We start from the raw sequence: 23618 nt of genomic DNA, 5'->3' as shown, positions 1-23618 counted from the left end.
GATTATACCGAGAGCAACCGCTTGTGGACAGGTGAACTTTATTCCGACAATGAACGGCGCAGGTAATCAGCAAATAGCGTGTATAGTTCTCCTTGAGCAGTAACCTGTAAAACAAGTTGAATTGCTGGAACACTGGGTACATCATGCTCGGAAGACAATACATACAGCGCATCGGTTAATGAGTGACGTGGCAATAACCCAATTCCCAAACCGTGTTCTACTGCACTTTTCACGTTCTCAAATGAAGCACTAACATACGCAAAGAAGTAAGGTTTACCCACATCTTCCAGTGCTTTTATGGCACATTGGCGAATGACACAGCCATCAGGAAAAATAACCAGTGGAATTTCTCGCAGTGTATTGAAGTATTCGATTTTTGAAGCAACCCAATGTAATGGCTCAATGCTCAAGATGTTTTTATTATTGGCATTGATTGGCTGTCCTGCCATTTCTTTAGTAATGGCTATATCTAGTTGCCGTTTTTCTAATAAGACAGAAAGTTCAGGTGATGAGGCTGCGGTAATTTCTATTTTTAATTCGGGATGTTCAGCCAGACACCAAGCGATAGCTTTGTGCAGATTTTTAATGCTGAAATCATCGGGAACACCAAGTGCAATTTTGCCTCTCAACTGGAATTTTTTCACTGATTGTAGCGCTTGCGTCATGCGGGAAAGAATGTCTCTGGCAGCCGGTAATAGTTGTTTACCTTCATCAGGCAATCCAATAATAGATCCTTGGCGCCGATCAATTAAACGACATCCGATATCTTCTTCAAGTCGTTTAATACTAAGACTAAGCGTAGGTTGTGTGCGACCTAGCTCTTCACCCGCTTTAGCGAATCCACGATGCGTAGCGACGAATACAAACGCACGCAGTTGCTCAAGCGTTATACCACGTCCATCAAAACGATTAATGGGAATATCTTGCTTCATAGTGTTGTCCTTGTTGCCATCATTGATAAATTTAATGATAAGGAAGGAATTATTTATTTAACAAAATTAAATGGTTGCCGCAATATTATCAAAAAATTAGCCGATGTTTATTCTGAATAGTGACAATGCGCCTAATGCACCAGGGAAATTTTCGTGCCGTTATATAAAAGCTTATGTGGAGTCAGCCCAAATGTTTATGACGGTTGCACCAATATTTTTAGTTATCTTTATCGGATATTGTTTTGGCCGCTTGTGTCCTGATAGTGGACATTCTGATCAGTTAATCAATGATTATGTGCTTTATATCGCCCTGCCTGCCTTATTGTTTCTTGCCATTGTGCGAGCAGATATGAGTGAATTGCAACAGTGGGGATTTATTGGCGCTACTCTGATTGGTATTGGCATGGTGTATATTTTAGGAACATTAATTGCAAAAATAATGAGGATTGATTTGCCACAGTCTTCAATTTTAAGTATGGGGGCATGTTATGGCACTACTGGATATATGGGGATTCCAATTCTGATTTCGGTTTATGGTGAACCTGCCGCATTGCCTGCTGCTATTGCCACCATTTTGCACAATATTCCTGCGATTATGGCCGTTATCATCACTTATGATGTGTTTTCAGTGCGACAATCTGACAGCAAAATATCCATTAACCAAAGTCTTATTAAAGCATCAAGGGCTATATTGACTAATCCGTTGACCGTATCAGTGATGGCGGGATTGGTTTTTGTCTGTTTTCATATTCCTGTTCCGAGATCCCTGCAATCATTTGCAAGTTTTCTTGGTAATGCCGCAGGCCCAACTGCGTTATTCGCTTTGGGGTTAGGATTATCTCGACTTAAGGTCAAAGAGCATATCAATGGAGAAGCGTTAAAACTAGCTGTGCCGATGTTGTTACTCAAACTAGGGATACAACCATTGGTTACGTTTATCTGCGCCTATTATCTGTTTGGCATGCAGCAGATTGATAATGTTTGGCTGATTACTGCTATTATTATGGCTGCACAGCCTATCGGTGCAGGCGTGTATGTCTTTGCGAATAAGTACGGTTTCAAACAGGAAACTATTTCCCTTTCTATTATTATTTCTCTCGTTATTGCATTGGTGACGATACCCATAGTTCTGCAATTGTTATCCGCCTAAATTTGAATCGGAATCTCAGTTCCTATCATTCCATGCTTAATTAATACGATAATTAGCCTCCTTGGCACAGAAAGCATACCAATATGCAGGTTATTCTCGAAATAACCTTTGCCTAACTATGCGAATATAAAGTCGTATGAATAGATTTTCTCCCCACTCAACTAAAATACTCGTAAATGTAGGTAAATCTTTGGAACTTCATTCTATTGGGAATTACACTTAATGAGTTTTGTTGTTATGAGTTTTATTGTTGACCTCAAAAATAAAGGAACCATCAATGTTTAAACGTATTTTTGTGTCGCTTATGACTGCTTGTGCTATCAGTGCGATAGCTGTCCCGGCATTGGCCGCTGAAACTCACGTGAAGCTGGTCACATCAGCCGGAGAAATCGAACTTGAGTTAGAGAGTAATAAGGCACCCATTTCTACCAAGAATTTCGTTGAGTATGTCAATGAGGGATTTTATAACAACACTATCTTTCATCGTGTGATCCCAGGTTTTATGATTCAGGGTGGCGGCTTCACAAAAGAGATGAAGCAGAAGGCTACCAAGGACCCTATTAAAAATGAAGCCGATAACGGTTTGCGTAATCTGCGTGGCACGATTGCGATGGCGCGTACCGCAGATAAGGACAGCGCAACCAGCCAGTTTTTTATTAACGTGACCGATAATGCTTTCCTTGACCACGGGCAGCGTGACTTCGGTTATGCCGTCTTTGGCAAGGTCGTAAAAGGTATGGACGTGGTTGATAAAATTTCTCAAGTCAAAACAGAAAATGTGGGTCCTTATCAAAATGTGCCGGTGAAACCCATTGTGATCTTGTCTGCCAAGGTTGAGCCTTAACAGCTCGAACCCGGCATCATACGGTATTCGGATAATCATTCATGGTTGTTTGAGTACCGTTAGCTCTCTCTGAATCATCCCTCTTTCTGCCATTTCTACGTTGTCACAGCAGGGCATCATGGCGATGTGATTCCCGTACCCCTATTTTAAAAATGCGTCTGTGGTATGATGAGTCCCCCCGTTGCTGTTGGTACTGCTTTACCTGTTTTTACTGTCATACAGAATGCATAATACCCCTGTGGGGCAGGAACTTATAAAACTATAATAATCAGTAGGATATACTCCTATGTTACTCATAATAGATAACTACGATTCTTTTACATTCAATTTATATCAATATTTTTGCGAGTTAGGGACAGAGGTTTTAGTTAAGCGCAATGATGAGCTACAGCTTGAAGATATTGAAGCGTTGGCGCCGACGCATTTAGTTATTTCTCCCGGCCCTTGCACGCCAAATGAAGCCGGGATCTCGCTGGAAGCCATTTCACATTTTGCCGGGAAATTGCCCATCCTCGGTGTGTGCCTGGGGCATCAGGCGATAGGTCAGGCTTTTGGTGCCAGCATTGTTAAAGCGCGTGAAGTGATGCATGGAAAAACCAGTTTAATTCACCATAGCCAGCAAGGGGTATTTAAAGGATTGGTTCATCCATTAACTGTCACACGTTACCACTCTCTGGTGATTGCCGCAGAAACGCTGCCTGCTTCATTTGAAGTGACAGCATGGAGTCAGCGCAATGGTGATGTCGATGAAATTATGGGAATACGTCACCGTACTCTGCCACTGGAAGGGGTGCAATTTCATCCGGAAAGTATTCTGAGTGAGCAGGGGCATGAATTATTGAATAATTTCCTCAAATATTAATCCAGATACCATCACATTTCCTCATTCGTTATTTTTTATTTGCCTTTGTGTGATTTTTTATTCATATTTTATGACTATTATTTCACTTTGAAATGGTAAATATACCCGATAAATTTCAAGTTGCCGCTCGCAAGACAAAAGCCGCTTATTATCCCCCGCGCTGCGGGGGATAATAAATGTATCTTGAAGTACGACAAGCAGATAAAAATAAGGTGAGGGAAATGGGAGAAAGCAAAGCAACAAACCGAAGTACCTATGATCAGGTGATGTTGCCTGTTTATGCGCCGGCGAGTTTTATTCCTGTCAGAGGGCAAGGGAGCCGAATATGGGATCAACAGGGTAAAGAATATATTGATTTTGCCGGCGGTATCGCGGTATTGGCTTTGGGGCACTGTCATCCGGCTTTGGTGAATGCCCTGAAACAGCAAGGTGAAAAATTGTGGCATCTCAGCAATATTTTTACCAATGAACCAGCCTTAACCTTTGCACAAAAATTGATTGATGCAACCTTTGCGCAGAAGGTCTTTTTCGCTAATTCAGGCGCGGAAGCCAATGAAGCCGCCTTTAAATTGGCTCGTCGTTATGCGATTACTCGCCATCATCCCAATAAAACCAAAATTATTGCTTTTCATCAGGCGTTTCATGGACGCACCTTTTTCACTGTTTCGGTCGGAGGACAGCCGAAATATGCCGAAGGATTTGGCCCCAAACCGGCGGATATTATCCATGTGCCTTTTAATGATTTGGATGCGGTCAGAGCGGTGATTGATGATCACACGTGTGCTGTTGTCTTAGAGCCGATTCAAGGGGAAGGGGGCGTCACGCCTGCAACAATGGCGTTTCTGCATGGCGTGCGTGAATTGTGCGATAAGCATCAGGCTCTGTTGGTTTTTGATGAAGTGCAAAGTGGGATGGGGCGTACAGGCAAGTTGTATGCTTACCAGCATTATGGCGTACAGCCGGATATCTTGACGACCGCAAAGGCGCTGGGCGGCGGTTTCCCGATCAGTGCGATGTTAACGACCGATACCATCGCGGCAGCCATGGAAACCGGTGCGCATGGCACGACGTATGGCGGAAATCCATTGGCTTGTGCTGTCGGCTGTGCCGCACTGGATATTATCAACACGCCGGAAGTGCTGGCAGGCGTGGAAAAACGTCACGATATGATCATCCATGCCCTGGAAAGGATGAACCAAAAGTATGGCATTTTCCAAGAATTTCGTGGCATGGGTTTGCTGATTGGGGCGGTATTGCAAGCAGAATATCAGGGTAAGGCCAGAGAAATCTTGCAGCAAGCGGCGGAACTGGGATTGGTGTTATTGAGTGCGGGAGACAGCATTTTGCGCTTTACCCCTTCATTGATTATTCCTGAGGATGACATCGCCGAGGGCATGATACGGCTGGAGATGGCGATATCCCGATGGTTAGCCCAAAACAGGTGAAGCCATAAAAAAGCCAGTGCGAAGCAACAGGTTGCACTGGCTGGATTTCAGGTTTATCGGGAATTAACGTGTCCCATAAACCACGATGGTTTTACCATGTGCAGAGATCAGGTTTTGATCTTCGAGCATTTTCAAAATACGGCCAACCGTTTCACGGGAACAACCCACAATCTGCCCAATTTCCTGACGTGTGATTTTGATTTGCATACCATCAGGGTGCGTCATTGCATCCGGCTGTTTGGCCAAATTGAGCAACGTCTGGGCGATACGGCCGGTCACGTCCAGAAAGGCTAAGTTACCTACTTTTTCGGAAGTGGTTTGCAGGCGACTTGCCATCTGAGCAGATAAACGCATCAGAATGTCAGGATTGACCTGAATTAACTGGCGAAATTTCTTATAGGAAATTTCAGCCACTTCACAGGCACTTTTTGCCCGCACCCATGCAGTACGTTCTTGCCCCTCTTCAAACAATCCAAGTTCACCGATAAAATCTCCCTGATTTAAATAAGAGAGAATCATTTCCTTACCTTCTTCATCTTTTATTAGAACAGCAACTGAACCTTTAACAATGTAGTAAAGCGTTTCTGCTTTCTCGCCTTGATGAATAAGCGTGCTCTTGGATGGATATTTGTGAATATGGCAGTGTGACAAAAACCATTCAAGAGTAGGGTCTGTTTGTGGCTTGCCGAGAACCATTCGCTTTATCCTCTGTTGTTATTTCTGCCCTTATGATGTGAGAAACTGGGTTTCTCTTCAGGCTGGCTTTATAAAGTCAATAGCTTAACATATAACTTGCTGAAAAACTGACAAACGGGAACTTTATATGGATTATCAGGATACGGGAATGCTGGCATATTGATCTTAATCCATATACCTTGCCAGTCCACGTTTGTAGCCTTGTTTGTAACACAGGAAAACGTTTCTGTCTCCTCCTGTATCGCTTCAGCCTATTAAACGGGTTGTCAGATTACCAGAAGTTTGGCAAAAAAGATGGCCTTGTTGATTTTACATTTATTTCTATCACCTAATTTATTGTTAAAAAACGGCCTATTTATTTAAATGAAACAGGTAACGTTATTTTTTGTTACCTGCTTTATTAAAAATAGACTCGTCATTAATAAGCGACTTTCGTCTTGCGAGCGGCAACTTGAAGTTCATAGGATATAAATAGGAAAATTATGAGATTTTTTTGCCTTCCAGTAATTGCTTAACCAGCGGCGCCATAATTAATTCCATTGCCAGCCCCATTTTTCCTCCGGGAACGACAATAGTATCTATGCTGGAAATAAATGAACCCTGAAGCATGGCCAGCAAATAAGGAAAATCAATTTGAGTGAGACCGCGGAAGCGGATCACGATAAAGCTTTCGTCCAGTGAGGGAATAGCCTTGGCAGAGAAAGGGTTAGAGGTATCAACGGTAGGAACACGCTGGAAATTAATGTGGGTACGTGAAAATTGGGGAGTGATATAGCGGATATAATCATCCATTGAGCGGACAACGGAATCCATGACCGCTTCTCTGGAATGCCCGCGCTCGCTGGTATCACGGATGAGTTTTTGTATCCACTCTAAGTTGACGATAGGCACAACGCCAATCAACAGGTCAACATGGCTGGCGACATTGTGTTGTGGCGTGACAACCCCCCCGTGCAACCCTTCATAAAACAGCACATCTGTGTTTGACGGCAAGGGTTCCCACGGTGTGAAAGTCCCCGGCAATTGGTTATAGGGGACGGCTTCATCATAGGTATGGAGATATTTTCGGCAGCGACCATTGCCCGTTTCCCCATAGTCAAAAAAGGTTTTCTCCAGCATGCTGAAATCATTGGCGGCTGGCCCAAAGTAGCTGATATGTCTGCCCTGTTCTCTTGCTTTCCGAATCTCGGCATCCATTTCAGGACGAGTATAACGATGGAAACTATCCCCTTCTATCAGTGCGGCGGTGACGTCAAATTGCTGGAAAATCTTGCGAAAGGCGACACTGGTTGTGGTGGTTCCTGCGCCACTGGAGCCAGTGATTGCGATGACGGGATGTTTGGCAGACATGAACAGACTCCTTATCAATAAAATTGGCGGATCAGTCAATCAGAATGAATAAAGCAAGCGGAACCTCATGGGCGGAACGTCGCTTTGGGCAAGATATTAACGGTTTCATGTAATTCAGACCATACCAACAGAACCTCACCGCGTTCAAGCTGATGTTTAACATCCTGCACTTTTTGTTCGAGCGTTTTTTCCTGTTCGCCGTAATCAGTCCCTTCCCGCAGAACAAAACTTTCAATCAAGTTGAGGAGTGTATGGGTTTCCAATTGCTGCCACGGGATGATCATCGTGATTGCTCCTGATAATGCGCTGATACTTTATAGTGAATTGATTTCATGATTAGTTATCTTGAGTGTGAAATAACATACTGCTATTTTCTCGCAAAGAAATGTTAACTTGGGGTGGGAGGGGAATCTACCCATGACTGTAAGCCTGATATTTTCACTCAGTATATTTATGTTTATTTCCGCTGTCACACCGGGCCCAAACAATTTGTTGCTGACCTCATCGGGCGCGAATTTTGGTCTCCGCCGCTCCATCCCGCTGTGTCTGGGTATTGTGTTGGGAATGCAGACCATTTTGCTGCTGTCTGCGTTTGGTGTTGCCGCGTTACTGCTGATTTATCCTGCCATCTATACGGGGTTGAAAGTGCTAGGATGCCTGTATTTATTATGGCTGGCCTGGAAAACAGCCACTTCGCATTATCAGCGGCTGGACACGACAACCTCGGCAGGTGCTCCAATCAAAATTCATCAAGGTTGGCTATTGCAGTTTTTGAATCCAAAAACCTGGTTAATGGGATTGGGGGCAGTCAGTAGTTACAGTCTGGCCGGAGAGTTCTACAACCATTCCATTTTTGTTATCAGTATCGTGATGCTTATCGCCAATCTGCTTACGGGTGCCCTCTGGCTGGTTCTCGGTTCACTGATTGGCCGGTTACTGGGAAGCCGCCGCGCGTGGTTTATATTCAATATCACCATGGGAGTTTTGACCGCCGCTTGTGTGCCTTTAATCTGGTTTGGCTGATCAGCTCAAATCGATATTCTTGCTGCCGAAGAGTAATGTGAGTATGAAGCCAGCGATATAAGCGACGATCAGCCCGGCACCATAGACTGCCATGCCCGTGAAAATGCCACTGTTGGATGTCATCAGTGGCAGGGCAACCAGCCCGGAGGGGCCGAAAACACTGTTTAATCCGACAGGCCATCCCCACCAAGCCATCAGGCCGATAAAGAACCCCCCTGTGGCACCACCGAGGCAGGCCGTGACAAACGGTTTGACGCGGGGAAGGGTGACGCCATAAATCAACGGTTCCCCAATTCCCAGAAAACCCGGAATGATGGCTCCTTTGATCTGAGTACGCAGCAAAGTGCCTTTTGCCGCTTTGACATATAACGCCAGTGCGGAACCGACTTGCCCCGCTCCTGCCATCGCCAGAATAGGGAAAAGGGAATTGAACCCTTGTGACTCCATCAGCGCAAAATAGACGGGGATAAAACCCTGATGCACACCAAACATCACGGCGATTAAGAACAGTCCTGCCAAAACGGCTGTGCCGAATGGATTGCCATTCAAGTTCACGAATAACCATGACATCACGCTGAACAGATAACTTCCGACAGGCATAATGACGATAAATGTGACGGCGCCCATGATAAGCAGGGTCATTGCGGAAGTCAGGATCATATCCAGATCAGAGGGCATGATGTTGCGGATCTGTTTTTCCACCCAAGCGCCAAGAATAGCAGCAATCAACACCCCGATGATATTGCCTCGTGGGTCAATGGCGAAGCCAAAGAAATGGCTGATACCGGAATAGAACCCACTGGTGGCTTCGGCGTGATAACCCAGTACAAATAGCGAGGCGATGATGGCTCCGTTAACTCCTGAGCCGCCAAAGGCTTTTTGTGCATTGTAGCCAATCAAAATGCCCAAGAAGCTGAACATGCCTTTGCTGAAAATTTTCATATAGCCGACCATCTCAATCAATATGGCGTTGGGATGGGGCACTTCTTTGATAAGAACCTGCTCCAGCAGGGTAGCAAAACCCAATAACAGACCGACCGCGATAAATCCGGGGATCAAGGGCGTAAAGATTGTGGCAAATTTTGCCAGAAATTTATGGACTGAGCGGGTTTGTTTTTCTTTGAGCTGTTTTTTATTGGCAGTGGCGATAGCTTTTAACTTGTCAGGATGAGGAGCGGCAGAGGGAGGTTCACTTAATAGCGTTTTCATCCTGTCTGCGGCTGTTTGGGCCTTGCCGGGGCCGAGGACAATCTGGAGCTGGTCATCCGTCTCTATGACGCCCAACACCCCGGCAATTTGCTTCAACCTGAATATATCGGCCAATGAATCATCCCGTAGCGTCAACCGCAGGCGGGTCATGCAATTTCCACAATGTGCAACATTGCCCGTCCCGCCAATGGCGTCGAGTATTTCGGCCAACATTTCCTGACGCATTTTAGCCATGTATAACCCCTTCTCAAGAGGCAATGATTATCGGTCTGTTGAGATAGCCGGCCGGATAAGCCCTTGGTGCTCTGCCAGTAATGCTTTGGCCTCTTCGGCACTGACGCCCGATAAAATCATTACGATTGCGGTTTTGCAGTGACCACCACAGGCGCTCAGGGCATGTTCTGCCATTTCCCTGCTGCACTCAGTGGCGGCCATGACAATGTTTTTCTGACGTTCGATTAATTTGGCGTTGGTGGCTTCGACATCAACCATCAAATTACCATAGACCTTGCCAATGCGGATCATGGCACCAGTTGTGATCATATTCAGGATCAACTTTTGGGCCGTTCCTGCTTTCATGCGGGATGAACCTGTGATCACCTCTGGCCCCACGACAGGCGTGATGGCAATATCAGCCAACTGCGCCATTGGGCTGTTTGGATTGCAACTGATACCGGCAACCGTTGCCCCAACCGATTTGGCATATTCCATTGCGCCTAATACATAAGGTGTCCGGCCACTGGCAGCGATCCCGACCAATATATCTTTTTGATTAAAGTGTAGCCCCTTAAGATCTTCTGCGCCTAATTGCCGATTGTCTTCCGCATTTTCGACCGCTTTCAGGATGGCTTGATGCCCGCCGGCAATTAAACCGATCACGTGTTCTGGTTTTGTCCCATAAGTGGGCGGACATTCACTGGCATCCAAGATGCCTAAACGCCCAGAGGTGCCCGCGCCACTATAGATTAAGCGTCCACCCTGACGAAATGCTTCGGCCACTTTATCAACCACACGGGCAACCTGGGGCAGGGTTTTTTCAACGGCAATCGCCACTTGTTTATCTTCATCGTTGATAACGCGCAGTATATCGAGTGTTGAGAGTTGATCAATATGGGTACTGGCGGGGTTACGACTCTCTGTTATCATATTGCTCAAGTCGATTTTCATCATTTTTCTGCCATATTTTATAGAAACTAAGAAGTGATTTATGTGCGTCAGGTTATCTTACTGAGCATTTAATATAAAATATACACCAAAATAGGTGAAAAAAACTATGTGACTAAAATTATATCTCATAGGAAATATTATTTTGGTTTTATTTTTATCTGTATTTTGAGGGCCTTCTAATACGTTTTCCTGAGACGAGGTTAATCCTTCTTCATAAAAGGGATAGGCGTTGTGGATGACATAAAAATTAACACGATTTCTCCATAAAACGATATATAAATAAAGAATATTCCAATATGAAAAAATCACAGATTTGTTAAGCGCCACTATATTGTTATCACTGACAACGCACGATAAAGCCTGCCATTAACATATTGCTGTTTTTTTGATATCATGTTTACGCGGTGTTTTTACTCGTTTTATGCTAATGGCTATCATTATTGTTGTATTCGAATAATGCTTTCTCTGATTAACGCGTAATAAGAGTAAATATTAAAGTGACCAGAAAATAGAACTTAGATTAACTATTAATAATATAATGGATATAAAGTGTTTGCGGTTCGTGGCATTATACGAGTAAGACTAGATGTATATTCTTTTCTTTATATTTTCAATTAAATTATTTACATATTGGTTTAGTAGTATGATATTTTAACTTGCATGACTTTAGATATTTCCTTGAGGGAGTAGCAATAAAGAAAGGTTATCAGTTAATAACTTTATGTTAATTGTTTCTCCCTTAGTGGTAATTCTAATTTTACAATAGGTAAACTCGTCCGTTTGGGATTTATTTGTATACCTATCTCAATCGTCTTTAAATTTCAGAAATATTAGTAACTCTGTAGTTTAAAAAATGAAAGAGAGTATTGGTCATTGTGGATAACTAGGAGGATTTGGTCTGTATTAACGAAATGATTACCGATAACTGGTTTTTATTGAAATCATTTCACAATGAAATTAACGCGCAGGAATAATAAATGTTTTGCGAATTTTACCCTTATTTACTAACCTTTTATTAGCTAACATTTTGACCTGTTGACCGGATAAACCTTTGGCAAAACACAAAGTTAAAATGCTATCACCATGAATCTGTAATGTTTTGTAGTTATTTAACAATCATTGGGCTAAAGAACATGGATATACGCAATCTTGAAGCTTTTATCGTTTTAGCTGAGACTCTGAATTATCATAAGGCTTCGAAGAGGCTTTATCTTTCTCAGCCTGCCTTGTCGAAGAAAATACATGTGTTGGAAGATATTCTTGGGGCGTTACTCTTTACAAGGGGGCCAAATGGAACACGATTGACCGATTTTGGGCAAAAAACGTTGGAAAATGCCCGGAAATTTTTAACTCACTATGAAAAATTCAAAAGTCAGGTTGATTTCGATTCCAAAGAGGATATGGTCAGGCACTTATATGTTGGTTCTTGCTTTCCTATCCACAATTACGCCCAAATAGAGAAGCAATTCGTGGAAAAGAAAGGGAATGTGGTGCTGGCATTGGTTACCGGATTATCAGTTGATCAGCAGATAAGTTTACTGAATGCAGGGATGTTGCATGTTGCAGTGATGCCTCTGTTATCTATTATGGACAGGTTAGAACCCCAAAAGGTGTTTACGGAAAGATTGGTCTATATCTTTAAAAAAAGGAGTCATCTGATATCTAAATTCAGAACCGCTTTAGGTAAATTTGGCAATGGGGTTTCTCCGACAAATTTTTCAAGGAAGAAAGAGGTGATTGAGCTAACTGATTGTTTTAATGTTTTCCCTATTTATACCGGTGACAATATGAAATTGTTATTAAAAACAAATGATATCATGTTGATCATTGAGATGATTACAAAAAATAGTGCCTATACCTGTGTACCTAAACGGATTATCAGCTCTATTCCTGAGTATTATATGAATTCTTTGGAACTTGTTGAAACGGATAAAAAAATTGAACTGGGTGTGGTGTGGGCAAAAGCAATGGGTGATCATCTGATTGAGGATGCTGAAAATTTTTCAGCATTGGTTTCCAATGTATAAGTCAGTGATTATTGTTTGTTTTTTTATGGGATATTTTTCATTTGATCTCTTATGTTATTAAAACCTGGGCTGTAACTTGTAAAAGTTTTCGTAGTCAAGACGCGTGAAATGGGAATGAGTATCTCAGGTGTTTTTTAATGACAAATTATCTTCTGCATAAATGAATTATCATTTTTACGGCAAGTAAGTTAGCTGTTTGCAAGCAATTATTATATTTTTGCTGGGTAAACAGGGAACCTTATTTTCCGGGGCTGGGCAAATGATGGGATAAGAGAATGGGAAATAGTCGGGTATTGAATAACAATACCCGACTATACCTACAGATTTACATCTGAAAAGTGAATTGGCGCTAACTCGCATTAAATGCTGCTGTCATTTGTTCGAGCTGTTCCTGAATATCCAGCCATTGTGTTTCGGTATCTTCCAGTCTGGATTTTGTTTGTGTCTGCTGATGCAGACATTGCGTTAGTTCAGTTTTACGATCATGTTCGTAAAGGATGTTGTTTGATAGCTTTTCTTCTAATTCGGCCAATTCCGTACCCAGTTTTTCTATCTGTTTTTCAAGGGTTGTGAGCTGTTTACGCAATGGCTGCGTTTGGTTACGGAACTCAGCTTCACGTCGTTTTTGATCTTTACGTTCCTGGGCACTGTAATTTTGTGTACCGTTGGTTGAAGATTCACTCTCCGATTTCTCTTTTTCCTGATCCTCCCGCATTTGTTGGCGTTGCAGTTCAGTCAGCCATTGCTGGTAATCTTCTAAATCGCCTTTAAACGGTTCGACTTTGCCATCATGCACCAGATAAAGTTCGTCGGTTGTCGAGCGCAGTAAGTGCCGGTCATGCGATACGACGACCAGCGCACCTTCGAAATCAATCAGTGCTTCAGTCAATGCTTGCCTCATATCGAGATCAAGGTGGTTGGTCGGTTCATCAAGCAGAAGAAGGTTCGGGCGTTGCCAGACAATCAGCGCCAGTACCAAACGCGCCTTTTCACCACCGGAGAAACGTCCGCTCGGATCGGTGACTTGATCGCCTTTGAAACCAAATCCGCCCAGATAATCCCGAAGCTGTTGCTCCGTCTCTTGCGGTGCTATTCGGGCTAAATGTTGTAATGGTGATTCATCTGCCCGTAGGTATTCCAACTGGTGCTGTGCGAAGTAGCCTAGTTTAATGCCTTTCGATAAGGCAATTTCTCCCTGTTGAGGAGTCAGCTCCGCTGCCAGTAATTTGATCAATGTGGATTTACCCGCCCCATTGCGACCCAACAAGCCGATGCGTGAACCCGGCACCAAGTTTAATTTGATCGAATCCAGCACTGTTTTTTCACCATAGCCCGCACTGACTTTATCCATGTTTAACAGTGGATTTGGCAGGTTATCCGGCTGGCGAAAACTGAAATGAAAAGGGTTGTCAACATGGGCAGGCGCGATAAGCTCCATGCGTTCCAGCATCTTGATGCGGCTTTGCGCCTGCTTTGCCTTAGATGCCTTGGCGCGAAAGCGATCAATGTAGCTCTGCAAATGCGCGACTTTTTCCTGTTGGCTTTGATATAGCGCCTGTTGCTGGGCAAGTTTGGCGACACGTTGCCGTTCGAAGGAAGAGTAGTTGCCGGTATATTCGTAGAGATCCTGCTGCTCAATATGCAGAATCTTATCAATAATCGGATCAAGGAAATCACGGTCGTGGGAAATGAGGATCAAGGTGCCGGTATAACTTTTCAGCCATTTTTCGAGCCAGATAACGGCGTCCAGATCAAGGTGGTTGGTCGGTTCGTCGAGTAATAATAGATCTGAACGACAAATCAGCGCTTGTGCCAGATTGAGGCGCATACGCCAGCCACCGGAAAACGAACGGACAGGTTGTTCTAGTTGAGCTTGGGAAAAACCCAATCCATGCAGCAAGCTGGCTGCTCTGGCGCGGATTGTCCATGCCTGAATGGTATCAAGCAAACCGTGAAGATGGGCAATAGCGTGACCGTCATTTTGTTCATTGGCTATGTTGAGTTTTTGCTCCAGTTGCCGGAATTCCCGGTCACCATCGATGACATATTCCAGTGCTGATGTTTCCAGCGCAGGCGTTTCCTGATTGACCCAAGCCAGTGACCAATTATTGGGGAATGTGACAGAGCCGCTCTCAGCTTGAAGTTCATCTTTGAGTAATGCAAGTAGGGTAGATTTACCACAGCCATTCTTGCCAACTAATCCTACTTTTTGGCCGGGATTGATGGTTGCGTTGGCGTTGTCCAGCAGGACGCGAATGCCACGGCGGATTTGCAGTGAAGAGAAAACAATCATAGATGTTGTCTATATATAATATGTTAAGTTAATAATTAGGTTATATATCCTTCAATTGATAGGCAGAGTGATCGTTGATGCGTATAGTGATCGCTGTGCCGCAATTTGAAATCTATCGGGTATATGTATTCAATTTTAAGTGCTGGTGTGCATGGTAGCGGAAAATATCTGTCCTGACACGTTTTAGGGAAAATGGAAGGGCAGATAAATATGAATAGTGTTGGGGAAATTATGTCAGTCAGTCGTAAGCGTTTTATTGCGGGCGCGGTTTGCCCAAAATGCCAATCACAGGATACATTAGCCATGTGGCAGGAGAATAAGGTTGATGTTGTTGAGTGTGTCCATTGTGGCCATATACAAAGGCAGACGGATGAAGCGGTCACCTCCCATGTCAGGGATCAGGAGCAGGTTATTGGGATTTTTACGCCACAGTAAATGAATACACGTATAATAAATTGTGGATAAATTTTTCCGTTGACTGGGTACAGCGACGTAGAATTCCGTTACAATTGACAGCATTTCTTGAACTGTAAAAATTTTCCCTTACGGGGTTTCCCCTCGGGTATGTAGGAGTTGTCATGAAGGTAACAAAAGACTTGGTGGTCAGTCTGGCTTATCAAGTAAGAACAGAAGATGGTGTTTTGGTTGATGAGTCTTCGGTGAGCGCACCGTTAGACTATCTGCATGGATGTGGTTCTCTCATCAGTGGATTGGAGAAAGCACTGGATGGCCGTGAGGTGGGTGAACGTTTTGATGTTAGCGTAGAAGCCGCAGATGCCTACGGTCAGTATGATGACAGCCTGGTTCAGCGTGCACCAAAAGAAGTGTTTGTTGGTGTGGATGATATTCAGGTGGGTATGCGTTTCCTGGCTGACACGGATCAAGGCCCTATCCCAGTAGAAATTACGGCGATAGAAGGTGATGAAGTGGTGGTTGATGCTAACCACATGTTGGCTGGTCAGAATCTGAAATTCAATGTTGAAATTGTCGCGATTCGTGAAGCGACCGAAGAAGAATTGACACACGGCCATGTGCACGGTCAGGGTGGCTGTGGTGATCATCATGATCATGATCACGGTGAGCATGGGTGCTGCGGCGGTAGCTGCCACTAAAATGCCATCAGAACTCACTGAACATCGTGGGTAATCTGAAAGATCAGTAAGCAGAATTAGTCAACAGAATAAAGAGAAGCACGTGATGAGCTTCTCTTTTTTATTTTGGGTGCCAGCCTTCCTTAAACTATGATTTTCCCAGATGAATATCAGTAATGAGGGGGAGGGGTTTCTTCAGAAAGAGGGGCAATGATGGATGTCTGGTGAGTTTTCAGACGTTCGGTGATTAGTTTTAGCTGTTCTTTCAATTTGTCAGTCTCAATCTGTTGCTTTATCACTTCTTGATTCAATGCTTCAATCGTGGCTTCTTGATAGGCCAGTTTGGTTTCTAGTTGCTCAAATCTTTGTTCAAATTTAGATAATTCCATTATCTTTCCTCCTACCTCTGATCAATAAATTAATGACGAAACGATGACTCGGTCAAGGTGACACTATAATACTCCACATCATTTGCGAAATAGGATTTTACGAAACCTCTTCACTTTAATGTTGTCTCAACAATTTTTATTGCAAGATATAGCAAATATTGTCATTGGTTTCCTTAGGCGGTTATAGTAAATGTTATGACCTATGCTGATGGTAACCCCACCCAAACTGATTGGAGAATAGGATGAAATCATTGTTTAAAACAACGCTGTTGGCAACGACACTGGCAGTGGCGTTTAGTGTACCTCAAGCTTTGGCTGCTAACTCTGAAACCAAAGACGAAGTAAAATTGAATAGTGCTTTTAAAACAGTAGAGCAGCAAAATTCTTATGCTTTGGGCGCTTCTTTGGGAGGCTATATGGCCAACTCATTGCAAGAGCAGAAAACGCTCGGTATTAATATTGAAAAAGCGCAATTACTGGCCGGCGTCGAAGATGCTTTAAATAATAAAACCAAACTGACTGATAAAGAGATTCAGGAAACCCTGTCGGCCTTTGAAACTAAAGTGAAAAGTGCAGCTCTGGCCAAGGCACAAAAAGAAGCCAGTGAGAATGGCGAAAAAGGAGCCAAATACCGCAAAGAGTTTGCTAAACAAGCTGGCGTGGTAGAAACCAAAACGGGACTTCTTTACAAAATTGACAAAGAAGGTACGGGTAACGCACCTAAAGAGACGGATACTGTCGTTGTCAATTACAAAGGTGCTTTGATTGATGGTCAGGTCTTTGACAGCTCTTATGAACGCAAAGAGCCTCTGACACTGAGTTTGGACAGCGTTATCCCTGGTTGGAAAGAAGGTTTGCAGCATGTGAAGAAAGGTGGAAAAATCACCTTAGTTGTTCCTCCTAAGTTGGCTTATGATCAGGCAAACTTACCTAAAATCCCGGCGAACTCCACGCTAATCTTCAACGTTGAATTACTGGATATTAAGCCTGCGGCTAAGGCAAAATAACGCCTGTCATCATTTAGAAGACAACATTGGCAGGAGCTTAAAGCTCCTGCTTTATCATATAGTTCTTTCACCCTTCGGTTTACTGCTGATATTTACCTCTATTTGATGAGTAATAAACACGGATTAATAAGCGGATCAAGGACAATAGATTTATTTGCTTATTATTTCCTACCGTATTAAATGAGGGTTTATTTTTCGTATTTCAGGTGGATGCGACATAAGGCTGTGATAAATCCCTGCGGTATACTCAGCAAGAGCTTGACGGCAGTTAAATGTAGTTTTAACGTCACTATTGAATAGAATATAGAACAAACATTTTTAACTGTTTGTTTTTAGTGCCTATCGTATAAGGCATATTTAATTTGTCATTTTGAATTTTTATAATAAATCTTGCCCTGATATTTTGGTGAGGCAAAGTCTGAACTTGAAGGATGGTGTATTACATGTCTACCCCGCTATTAACTGGTGATAACAGTGAAATTGATTTACTGGAAAACCAACCATTTAGTGAAACGGATCACGAAATTTTAAAATCTTACGAAGCAGCTGTTGATGGTCTGGCTATGTTGATTGGTGGGCATTGTGAGATAGTCCTTCATTCACTGGAAGATCTTAAATGTTCAGCCGTCAGAATAGCCAATGGAGAGCATACAGGCCGTAAGATTGGTTCTCCGATTACTGATCTGGCGTTGCGAATGCTGCATGATATTACGGATGAAGACAGTAGCGTTTCTAAAGCGTATTTCACGCGGGCAAAAAGTGGCTCGTTGATGAAATCTGTTACCATTGCGATCCGTAATTGCCAGCGTCGAGTCATCGGGTTGTTGTGCATTAATATGAACCTTGATGTGCCTTTCTCCGAGATTATTCAGACCTTTATCCCAGAAAAAACCCATGAAGTTGCTTCAAACGTTAACTTTGCCTCTTCTGTGGATGATCTGGTGGCACAAACGCTGGAATTCACGATTGAAGAAGTGAATGCCGACCGCAATGTTTCTAATAATGCGAAAAACCGGCAGGTGGTGCTTAACCTGTATGAAAAAGGGATTTTTGATATTAAAGATGCGATTAATCAGGTCGCTGACCGTTTGAATATCTCCAAGCATACGGTATATCTCTATATTCGCCAGTTCAAAAATGGTGAATGTGCGAATTCGGAGAAGTAATGACATCGCTGTCTTATTGTCTGTTGGTCACCGGGCCAGCTTACGGTACTCAACAAGCCAGCAGTGCCTACCAATTTGCTCAGGCGTTGATCGCCTCAGGCCATAAACTGCATAGCGTGTTTTTTTATCGTGAAGGTGTTCAAAATGGCAATCAGCTGGCCACTCCTGCTAATGATGAGTTTGATTTGGTCAGGGCCTGGCAGGCATTGGCAGTCCGGCATCAATTCGAGCTGTTTATTTGCGTTGCGGCGGCATTGCGGCGTGGTATCGTGGATGAACAGCAAGCCCGCGAATTAAATCTGCCCGCCGCTAATCTGGCCGGCGGGTTTGAGCTGAGTGGCTTGGGATCGTTGGCAGAAGCCATGATGATGTGTGATCGCGTCATACAATTTTAGATATATTGAGTCCAAGTCTCCGTGGGTATTGATGAAAAAAATCGCCTTTGTTTTTACTGAAGCTCCTCACGGCTCTTCTGCCGGTCGGGAAGGGCTGGATGCGCTGCTTGCAACGTCAGCATTGACTGAGCAAATCGGGGTATTCTTTATTTCTGATGGAGTATTCCAATTATTGGCTAATCAGCAGCCGGATAAAATCCTGGCTCGTGACTATATATCAACCTTTAAGATCTTGCCGCTTTATGACATCGATAAATGCTACGTTTGTCTGGATGATCTGGTGGTTCGAGGGGGCAGCCCGACAAGCCATTTTGTGTTGAAAGCTGAATTGCTTTCAGCCACAGCAATCCGGGAGTTGCTGGCGGGTTATGATGTTGTGTTGAAATTTTAATCTATTTCAGGCGGGTAACATGTTATATACTGTCAGTCGCTCACCTTACCATGCTGACTTCAGTGCCATGCTTGGCTTGGTATCGGATAGAGATGATGTTCTATTGATTCAAAATGGCGTATTGCTGAGCATGAATAATAATCGCTATCTGGCTGAGTTGCTCGGTACGGGGGCAGGCATTTATGTTTTGAGAGAAGATCTTGATGCACGGGGGCTGATTGAACAGATTTCAGACCGTGTTATCGTGATTGATTATAATGGCTTTGTTAGCTTAACGGTAAAACATCAGCAAAATTTTGCCTGGTAAATATGATGGGTGGGGCGCAATCGCCTTTTTCAGCCGTTTCATCAACTTTCACCAGCAAAAACTGTATATTTCTTGACACCTCGTTAAGTCAGCAATAAAATTCCGCGTCCTCTCCTTTTGTCATCATGACTAAGAGGGGGTAAAATCCGTGTTTACGAAGCAAAAAACCAGGAGCTTTTTTAATAATGGCAACTATTAACCAGCTGGTTCGCAAATCTCGTAGCTCGAAAGTTGTGAAAAGCAACGTTCCTGCTCTGGAAGCTTGCCCGCAAAAACGTGGCGTATGTACTCGTGTATATACCACCACTCCTAAAAAACCGAACTCCGCACTGCGTAAAGTATGCCGTGTGCGTTTGACTAACGGTTTCGAAGTTTCTTCCTACATCGGTGGCGAAGGCCACAACCTGCAGGAACACTCCGTTATCCTGATCCGTGGCGGTCGTGTTAAAGACTTGCCAGGTGTGCGTTACCACACTGTTCGCGGCGCTCTGGACTGTGCCGGTGTTAAAGACCGTAAACAAGGTCGTTCTAAGTACGGTGTGAAGAAGCCGAAGGCTTAATGGTTCTCCGTTAAGTAAGGCCAAACCTTTTTCACTTTAATGTCAAAATAAACTCGTAGAGTTTTGGACAACCCTGAAATTCGAAACGGAGTATTTCCATGCCACGTCGTCGTGTAATTGGTCAACGTAAAATTCTGCCAGATCCAAAATTCGGATCTGACCTGCTGGCCAAATTTGTTAATATCCTGATGGTAGACGGTAAGAAGTCTGTCGCAGAAGCAATTGTATATGGTGCGCTTGAGACCCTGGCTCAGCGTTCTGGTAAAGATCATCTGGAAGCATTCGAGCTGGCACTGGATAACGTGCGCCCGACTGTCGAAGTTAAGTCCCGCCGTGTAGGTGGTTCTACTTATCAGGTTCCAGTTGAAGTTCGTCCGGTTCGTCGTAATGCTCTGGCAATGCGTTGGATCGTTGATGCTGCTCGTAAACGCGGTGATAAGTCGATGGCTCTGCGCCTGGCGAATGAATTATCTGATGCGGCTGAAAACAAAGGCGCTGCTGTGAAGAAACGTGAAGACGTTCACCGTATGGCAGAAGCTAACAAGGCGTTCGCACACTACCGTTGGTAATCCATTTTTTGGTCACCCATCGGCAGTGAATAAGTTCTGGGTAGTTGCTTGGCTACCCGTTCTCTAAAGATTGAACGCCCACGAGAGAGGAAAAAATGGCTCGTAAAACACCTATAGCGCGCTACCGTAATATCGGTATCAGCGCCCACATCGACGCCGGTAAAACCACAACAACTGAACGTATTCTGTTTTACACAGGTGTAAATCATAAAATCGGTGAAACTCACGAAGGTTCAGCAACAATGGACTGGATGGAGCAGGAGCAAGAGCGTGGTATTACCATCACGTCTGCTGCGACTACCGCATTCTGGTCTGGTATGGCTAAACAGTATGAGCCACACCGCATCAACATCATCGACACCCCAGGACACGTTGACTTCACTATCGAAGTAGAACGTTCTATGCGTGTTCTTGATGGTGCCGTCATGGTTTACTGTGCAGTTGGTGGTGTTCAGCCTCAGTCTGAAACGGTATGGCGTCAGGCTAACAAATACAACGTACCACGTATCGCGTTCGTTAACAAAATGGACCGTATGGGAGCTAACTTCCTGCGCGTGGTTGAGCAGATCAAAACGCGTTTGGCTGCTAACCCAGTTCCTCTGCAACTGGCGATCGGTGCAGAAGATACCTTCACTGGTGTTGTTGACTTGCTGAAAATGAAAGCAATCAACTGGAACGAAGCTGATCAGGGAACGACCTTCACTTATGAAGATATCCCGGCTGACATGGTTGAGCTGGCTCAGGAATGGCATCAGAACCTGATCGAATCCGCAGCAGAAGCATCAGAAGAACTGATGGACAAATATCTGGGCGGTGAAGAGCTGACTGAAGAAGAAATCAAGGCAGCTCTGCGTAAGCGCGTTCTGGCTGGCGAAATTATCCTGGTTACCTGTGGTTCTGCATTTAAGAACAAAGGTGTTCAGGCGATGCTGGATGCGGTTATCGAATATCTGCCAGCGCCAACAGATGTTGAATCCATCAAAGGTATGCTGCCAGACGGTAAAGATACCCCAGCAGAACGTCATTCCAGCGATGACGAGCCATTCTCTGCACTGGCGTTCAAAATTGCGACTGACCCATTCGTGGGTAACTTGACTTTCTTCCGCGTTTATTCTGGTGTTGTTAACTCTGGTGACACCGTATTGAACCCGGTGAAAGACAAGAAAGAACGTTTTGGCCGTATCGTACAGATGCACGCTAACAAACGTGAAGAAATTAAAGAAGTCCGTGCAGGCGATATCGCGGCTGCAATCGGCCTGAAAGATGTCACCACAGGTGATACTCTCTGTGACATGGGCGCACCAATCATTCTGGAGCGCATGGAATTCCCAGAGCCAGTTATCTCTGTTGCTATCGAGCCAAAAACTAAAGCTGACCAAGAAAAAATGGGTATCGCTTTAGGCCGTCTGGCTCAGGAAGACCCATCATTCCGCGTGAGCAGTGATGAAGAAACGGGTCAGACTATCATCGCAGGTATGGGTGAACTTCACCTCGACGTACTGGTTGACCGTATGCGTCGTGAATTCAACGTGGAAGCGAACGTCGGTAAACCTCAGGTTGCTTACCGTGAAACCATCCGTGCTTCTGTTGAGCAGGAAGGTAAACACGCTAAACAGTCCGGTGGTCGTGGTCAGTACGGTCACGTGTGGCTGCGTATTGAGCCTCTGGAAGCTGGCGGCGCTGGTTACGAATTCGCGAACGAAATCGTTGGTGGTGTTGTTCCTAAAGAATATATTCCGGGTGTCGACAAAGGTGTTCAAGAGCAGCTGAAGAGCGGTGTTCTGGCTGGTTATCCAATCGTTGACGTTAAAGTTGCTCTGTTCGATGGTTCTTACCATGACGTTGACTCCTCGGAAATCGCCTTTAAAATTGCTGCATCCATGGCATTTAAAGAAGGCTTCATGAAAGCGAAACCAGTTCTGCTGGAACCTATCATGAAAGTTGAGGTGGAAACACCAGAAGACTACATGGGTGACGTTATCGGTGACTTGAACCGTCGCCGTGGTATGATCGATGGTATGGATGATGTGGCTACGGGCAAAATTGTTCGTGCTCAAGTACCATTGTCTGAAATGTTTGGTTATGCTACTGACCTGCGTTCTCAGACCCAAGGTCGTGCTTCTTACTCCATGGAGTTCTTGAAGTACAACGAAGCGCCGAGCAACGTCGCTCAGGCTATTATCGAAGCTCGTAAAGCTAGATAAGTTTTCGAGTTAACTATCTTTTTGGCTCCCTCATCTTCGTGACGGGGGAGCGGTATTAAGGAATAGAGTCGTGTCTAAAGAAAAGTTTGAACGTTCAAAACCGCACGTTAACGTTGGTACTATCGGCCACGTTGACCACGGTAAAACTACCCTGACTGCTGCAATCACCACCGTTCTGGCGAAAACCTACGGCGGTAACGCGCGTGCATTCGACCAGATCGATAACGCACCAGAAGAAAAAGCGCGTGGTATCACCATCTCTACTTCTCACGTAGAATACGATACCCCAACTCGCCACTACGCGCACGTTGACTGCCCAGGCCACGCCGACTACGTGAAAAACATGATCACCGGTGCTGCCCAGATGGACGGCGCGATCCTGGTAGTTGCTGCCACTGATGGCCCAATGCCACAGACGCGTGAGCACATCCTGCTGGGCCGTCAGGTAGGCGTTCCTTACATCATCGTGTTCCTGAACAAATGTGACATGGTTGATGATGAAGAGCTGCTGGAACTGGTTGAAATGGAAGTGCGTGAGCTG

The 23618-nt window shown here is 44.4% G+C and carries 25 protein-coding genes; 17 read left to right on the top strand and 8 right to left on the bottom strand.

Annotated elements, in window-relative coordinates:
- Positions 1-38 precede the first annotated feature (38 nt).
- Entirely contained in the window at positions 39-932 is an 894-nt protein-coding gene (locus PSI15_RS11950) for a LysR family transcriptional regulator (protein ID WP_273583724.1), read from the bottom strand.
- A gap of 190 nt (positions 933-1122) precedes the next feature.
- Between PSI15_RS11950 and PSI15_RS11945 the strand changes: the two genes are divergently transcribed.
- The 4 genes from PSI15_RS11945 (at position 1123) to PSI15_RS11930 (ending at position 5233) form a co-directional block, all read left to right on the top strand.
- On the top strand, positions 1123-2082 hold the full coding sequence (locus PSI15_RS11945; protein WP_273583723.1) for an AEC family transporter: 960 nt from the start codon (positions 1123-1125) through the stop codon (positions 2080-2082).
- A 277-nt stretch (positions 2083-2359) separates the two neighbouring features.
- Positions 2360-2926, top strand: a complete 567-nt coding sequence (gene ppiA, locus PSI15_RS11940; protein WP_045973033.1) for a peptidylprolyl isomerase A — start codon at positions 2360-2362, stop codon at positions 2924-2926.
- 286 nt (positions 2927-3212) lie between these two features.
- Entirely contained in the window at positions 3213-3788 is a 576-nt protein-coding gene (locus PSI15_RS11935) for an aminodeoxychorismate synthase component II (protein ID WP_045973031.1), read from the top strand.
- 221 nt (positions 3789-4009) lie between these two features.
- The gene (locus PSI15_RS11930; RefSeq protein ID WP_273583733.1) at positions 4010-5233 is read left to right on the top strand and encodes an aspartate aminotransferase family protein; all 1224 of its coding nucleotides are present in this window, start codon (positions 4010-4012) and stop codon (positions 5231-5233) included.
- Positions 5234-5296: 63 nt separating this feature from the next.
- Here the strand turns inward: PSI15_RS11930 and crp are convergent, their stop codons facing one another.
- The 3 genes from crp to PSI15_RS11915 form a co-directional block, all read right to left on the bottom strand.
- Complete coding sequence (gene crp, locus PSI15_RS11925) at positions 5297-5929, bottom strand: cAMP-activated global transcriptional regulator CRP (protein WP_004240730.1); 633 nt, start codon at positions 5927-5929, stop codon at positions 5297-5299.
- A gap of 480 nt (positions 5930-6409) precedes the next feature.
- Positions 6410-7279 carry a phosphoribulokinase gene (locus PSI15_RS11920; RefSeq protein ID WP_045973029.1) on the bottom strand — a complete coding sequence of 290 codons (870 nt, stop codon included), beginning with the start codon at positions 7277-7279 and terminating at the stop codon, positions 6410-6412.
- A gap of 65 nt (positions 7280-7344) precedes the next feature.
- The gene (locus PSI15_RS11915; protein ID WP_045973027.1) at positions 7345-7563 is read right to left on the bottom strand and encodes a YheU family protein; all 219 of its coding nucleotides are present in this window, start codon (positions 7561-7563) and stop codon (positions 7345-7347) included.
- Positions 7564-7696: 133 nt separating this feature from the next.
- Between PSI15_RS11915 and PSI15_RS11910 the strand changes: the two genes are divergently transcribed.
- Complete coding sequence (locus PSI15_RS11910) at positions 7697-8302, top strand: LysE family translocator (protein ID WP_273583722.1); 606 nt, start codon at positions 7697-7699, stop codon at positions 8300-8302.
- Here PSI15_RS11910 and murP read toward each other — a convergent pair whose 3' ends face one another.
- Positions 8303-9745 (bottom strand): PTS N-acetylmuramic acid transporter subunit IIBC, encoded by a 1443-nt coding sequence (gene murP, locus PSI15_RS11905; protein ID WP_273583721.1) that lies wholly within the window; start codon positions 9743-9745, stop codon positions 8303-8305. It lies immediately after the preceding gene.
- A gap of 27 nt (positions 9746-9772) precedes the next feature.
- Positions 9773-10678: an N-acetylmuramic acid 6-phosphate etherase gene (murQ, locus tag PSI15_RS11900; RefSeq protein WP_273583732.1), complete on the bottom strand. Its 906-nt coding sequence runs from the start codon at positions 10676-10678 to the stop codon at positions 9773-9775.
- A 1133-nt stretch (positions 10679-11811) separates the two neighbouring features.
- Here murQ and PSI15_RS11895 point away from each other — a divergent pair.
- Positions 11812-12705 (top strand): LysR family transcriptional regulator, encoded by an 894-nt coding sequence (locus PSI15_RS11895; RefSeq protein WP_273583720.1) that lies wholly within the window; start codon positions 11812-11814, stop codon positions 12703-12705.
- 349 nt (positions 12706-13054) lie between these two features.
- Here PSI15_RS11895 and PSI15_RS11890 read toward each other — a convergent pair whose 3' ends face one another.
- Positions 13055-14998, bottom strand: a complete 1944-nt coding sequence (locus PSI15_RS11890) for an ABC transporter ATP-binding protein (protein ID WP_273583719.1) — start codon at positions 14996-14998, stop codon at positions 13055-13057.
- Between the two features lie 231 nt (positions 14999-15229).
- Here PSI15_RS11890 and PSI15_RS11885 point away from each other — a divergent pair, with 231 nt between their 5' ends.
- Together PSI15_RS11885 and slyD are read left to right on the top strand one after the other, a co-directional pair.
- Positions 15230-15433, top strand: a complete 204-nt coding sequence (locus tag PSI15_RS11885; RefSeq protein ID WP_273583718.1) for a YheV family putative zinc ribbon protein — start codon at positions 15230-15232, stop codon at positions 15431-15433.
- A 143-nt stretch (positions 15434-15576) separates the two neighbouring features.
- The gene (gene slyD, locus PSI15_RS11880) at positions 15577-16110 is read left to right on the top strand and encodes a peptidylprolyl isomerase (protein ID WP_273583717.1); all 534 of its coding nucleotides are present in this window, start codon (positions 15577-15579) and stop codon (positions 16108-16110) included.
- A gap of 149 nt (positions 16111-16259) precedes the next feature.
- Here the strand turns inward: slyD and PSI15_RS11875 are convergent, their stop codons facing one another.
- On the bottom strand, positions 16260-16478 hold the full coding sequence (locus PSI15_RS11875) for a SlyX family protein (protein ID WP_273583716.1): 219 nt from the start codon (positions 16476-16478) through the stop codon (positions 16260-16262).
- Positions 16479-16720: 242 nt separating this feature from the next.
- Here PSI15_RS11875 and fkpA point away from each other — a divergent pair, with 242 nt between their 5' ends.
- The 9 genes from fkpA to PSI15_RS11830 all read left to right on the top strand — a co-directional run.
- Complete coding sequence (gene fkpA, locus PSI15_RS11870; RefSeq protein ID WP_273583715.1) at positions 16721-17485, top strand: FKBP-type peptidyl-prolyl cis-trans isomerase; 765 nt, start codon at positions 16721-16723, stop codon at positions 17483-17485.
- Positions 17486-17928: 443 nt separating this feature from the next.
- Positions 17929-18651, top strand: coding sequence for a helix-turn-helix transcriptional regulator (locus PSI15_RS11865; RefSeq protein WP_273583714.1), 723 nt, complete (start codon positions 17929-17931; stop codon positions 18649-18651).
- The gene (gene tusD / locus PSI15_RS11860; RefSeq protein ID WP_273583713.1) at positions 18651-19046 is read left to right on the top strand and encodes a sulfurtransferase complex subunit TusD; all 396 of its coding nucleotides are present in this window, start codon (positions 18651-18653) and stop codon (positions 19044-19046) included. The genes PSI15_RS11865 and tusD overlap by 1 nt, the downstream gene beginning before the upstream one ends.
- 31 nt (positions 19047-19077) lie before the next feature.
- Positions 19078-19437 (top strand): sulfurtransferase complex subunit TusC, encoded by a 360-nt coding sequence (gene tusC / locus PSI15_RS11855; protein WP_273583712.1) that lies wholly within the window; start codon positions 19078-19080, stop codon positions 19435-19437.
- Positions 19438-19456: 19 nt separating this feature from the next.
- Entirely contained in the window at positions 19457-19744 is a 288-nt protein-coding gene (gene tusB, locus PSI15_RS11850) for a sulfurtransferase complex subunit TusB (protein ID WP_273583711.1), read from the top strand.
- Positions 19745-19929: 185 nt separating this feature from the next.
- Positions 19930-20304 carry a 30S ribosomal protein S12 gene (gene rpsL, locus PSI15_RS11845; RefSeq protein ID WP_045973006.1) on the top strand — a complete coding sequence of 125 codons (375 nt, stop codon included), beginning with the start codon at positions 19930-19932 and terminating at the stop codon, positions 20302-20304.
- A gap of 98 nt (positions 20305-20402) precedes the next feature.
- Positions 20403-20873 carry a 30S ribosomal protein S7 gene (gene rpsG / locus PSI15_RS11840; RefSeq protein ID WP_045973003.1) on the top strand — a complete coding sequence of 157 codons (471 nt, stop codon included), beginning with the start codon at positions 20403-20405 and terminating at the stop codon, positions 20871-20873.
- A 95-nt stretch (positions 20874-20968) separates the two neighbouring features.
- Positions 20969-23077: an elongation factor G gene (gene fusA / locus PSI15_RS11835; RefSeq protein WP_045973001.1), complete on the top strand. Its 2109-nt coding sequence runs from the start codon at positions 20969-20971 to the stop codon at positions 23075-23077.
- 70 nt (positions 23078-23147) lie between these two features.
- On the top strand, positions 23148-23618 hold a 471-nt coding region (locus tag PSI15_RS11830), incomplete at its 3' end, for a GTP-binding protein (protein ID WP_273583710.1).

It is taken from the genome of Xenorhabdus sp. PR6a (assembly GCF_028599065.1).
GTDB classification, from domain to species: domain Bacteria; phylum Pseudomonadota; class Gammaproteobacteria; order Enterobacterales; family Enterobacteriaceae; genus Xenorhabdus; species Xenorhabdus doucetiae.
The sequence above is the reverse complement of the archived record's forward strand: the minus strand, read 5'-3'. Positions and strand labels throughout refer to the sequence as shown.

Excerpts from the sequence above, each read along its gene's own strand:
- PSI15_RS11950 (WP_273583724.1), bottom strand. The coding sequence starts at position 932 with ATGAAGCAAGATATTCCCATTAATCGTTTTGATGGACGTGGTATAACG.
- PSI15_RS11945 (WP_273583723.1), top strand. The coding sequence starts at position 1,123 with ATGTTTATGACGGTTGCACCAATATTTTTAGTTATCTTTATCGGATAT.
- ppiA (WP_045973033.1), top strand. The coding sequence starts at position 2,360 with ATGTTTAAACGTATTTTTGTGTCGCTTATGACTGCTTGTGCTATCAGT.
- PSI15_RS11935 (WP_045973031.1), top strand. The coding sequence starts at position 3,213 with ATGTTACTCATAATAGATAACTACGATTCTTTTACATTCAATTTATAT.
- PSI15_RS11930 (WP_273583733.1), top strand. The coding sequence starts at position 4,010 with ATGGGAGAAAGCAAAGCAACAAACCGAAGTACCTATGATCAGGTGATG.
- crp (WP_004240730.1), bottom strand. The coding sequence starts at position 5,929 with ATGGTTCTCGGCAAGCCACAAACAGACCCTACTCTTGAATGGTTTTTG.
- PSI15_RS11920 (WP_045973029.1), bottom strand. The coding sequence starts at position 7,279 with ATGTCTGCCAAACATCCCGTCATCGCAATCACTGGCTCCAGTGGCGCA.
- PSI15_RS11915 (WP_045973027.1), bottom strand. The coding sequence starts at position 7,563 with ATGATCATCCCGTGGCAGCAATTGGAAACCCATACACTCCTCAACTTG.
- PSI15_RS11910 (WP_273583722.1), top strand. The coding sequence starts at position 7,697 with ATGACTGTAAGCCTGATATTTTCACTCAGTATATTTATGTTTATTTCC.
- murP (WP_273583721.1), bottom strand. The coding sequence starts at position 9,745 with ATGGCTAAAATGCGTCAGGAAATGTTGGCCGAAATACTCGACGCCATT.
- murQ (WP_273583732.1), bottom strand. The coding sequence starts at position 10,678 with ATGAAAATCGACTTGAGCAATATGATAACAGAGAGTCGTAACCCCGCC.
- PSI15_RS11895 (WP_273583720.1), top strand. The coding sequence starts at position 11,812 with ATGGATATACGCAATCTTGAAGCTTTTATCGTTTTAGCTGAGACTCTG.
- PSI15_RS11890 (WP_273583719.1), bottom strand. The coding sequence starts at position 14,998 with ATGATTGTTTTCTCTTCACTGCAAATCCGCCGTGGCATTCGCGTCCTG.
- PSI15_RS11885 (WP_273583718.1), top strand. The coding sequence starts at position 15,230 with ATGTCAGTCAGTCGTAAGCGTTTTATTGCGGGCGCGGTTTGCCCAAAA.
- slyD (WP_273583717.1), top strand. The coding sequence starts at position 15,577 with ATGAAGGTAACAAAAGACTTGGTGGTCAGTCTGGCTTATCAAGTAAGA.
- PSI15_RS11875 (WP_273583716.1), bottom strand. The coding sequence starts at position 16,478 with ATGGAATTATCTAAATTTGAACAAAGATTTGAGCAACTAGAAACCAAA.
- fkpA (WP_273583715.1), top strand. The coding sequence starts at position 16,721 with ATGAAATCATTGTTTAAAACAACGCTGTTGGCAACGACACTGGCAGTG.
- PSI15_RS11865 (WP_273583714.1), top strand. The coding sequence starts at position 17,929 with ATGTCTACCCCGCTATTAACTGGTGATAACAGTGAAATTGATTTACTG.
- tusD (WP_273583713.1), top strand. The coding sequence starts at position 18,651 with ATGACATCGCTGTCTTATTGTCTGTTGGTCACCGGGCCAGCTTACGGT.
- tusC (WP_273583712.1), top strand. The coding sequence starts at position 19,078 with ATGAAAAAAATCGCCTTTGTTTTTACTGAAGCTCCTCACGGCTCTTCT.
- tusB (WP_273583711.1), top strand. The coding sequence starts at position 19,457 with ATGTTATATACTGTCAGTCGCTCACCTTACCATGCTGACTTCAGTGCC.
- rpsL (WP_045973006.1), top strand. The coding sequence starts at position 19,930 with ATGGCAACTATTAACCAGCTGGTTCGCAAATCTCGTAGCTCGAAAGTT.
- rpsG (WP_045973003.1), top strand. The coding sequence starts at position 20,403 with ATGCCACGTCGTCGTGTAATTGGTCAACGTAAAATTCTGCCAGATCCA.
- fusA (WP_045973001.1), top strand. The coding sequence starts at position 20,969 with ATGGCTCGTAAAACACCTATAGCGCGCTACCGTAATATCGGTATCAGC.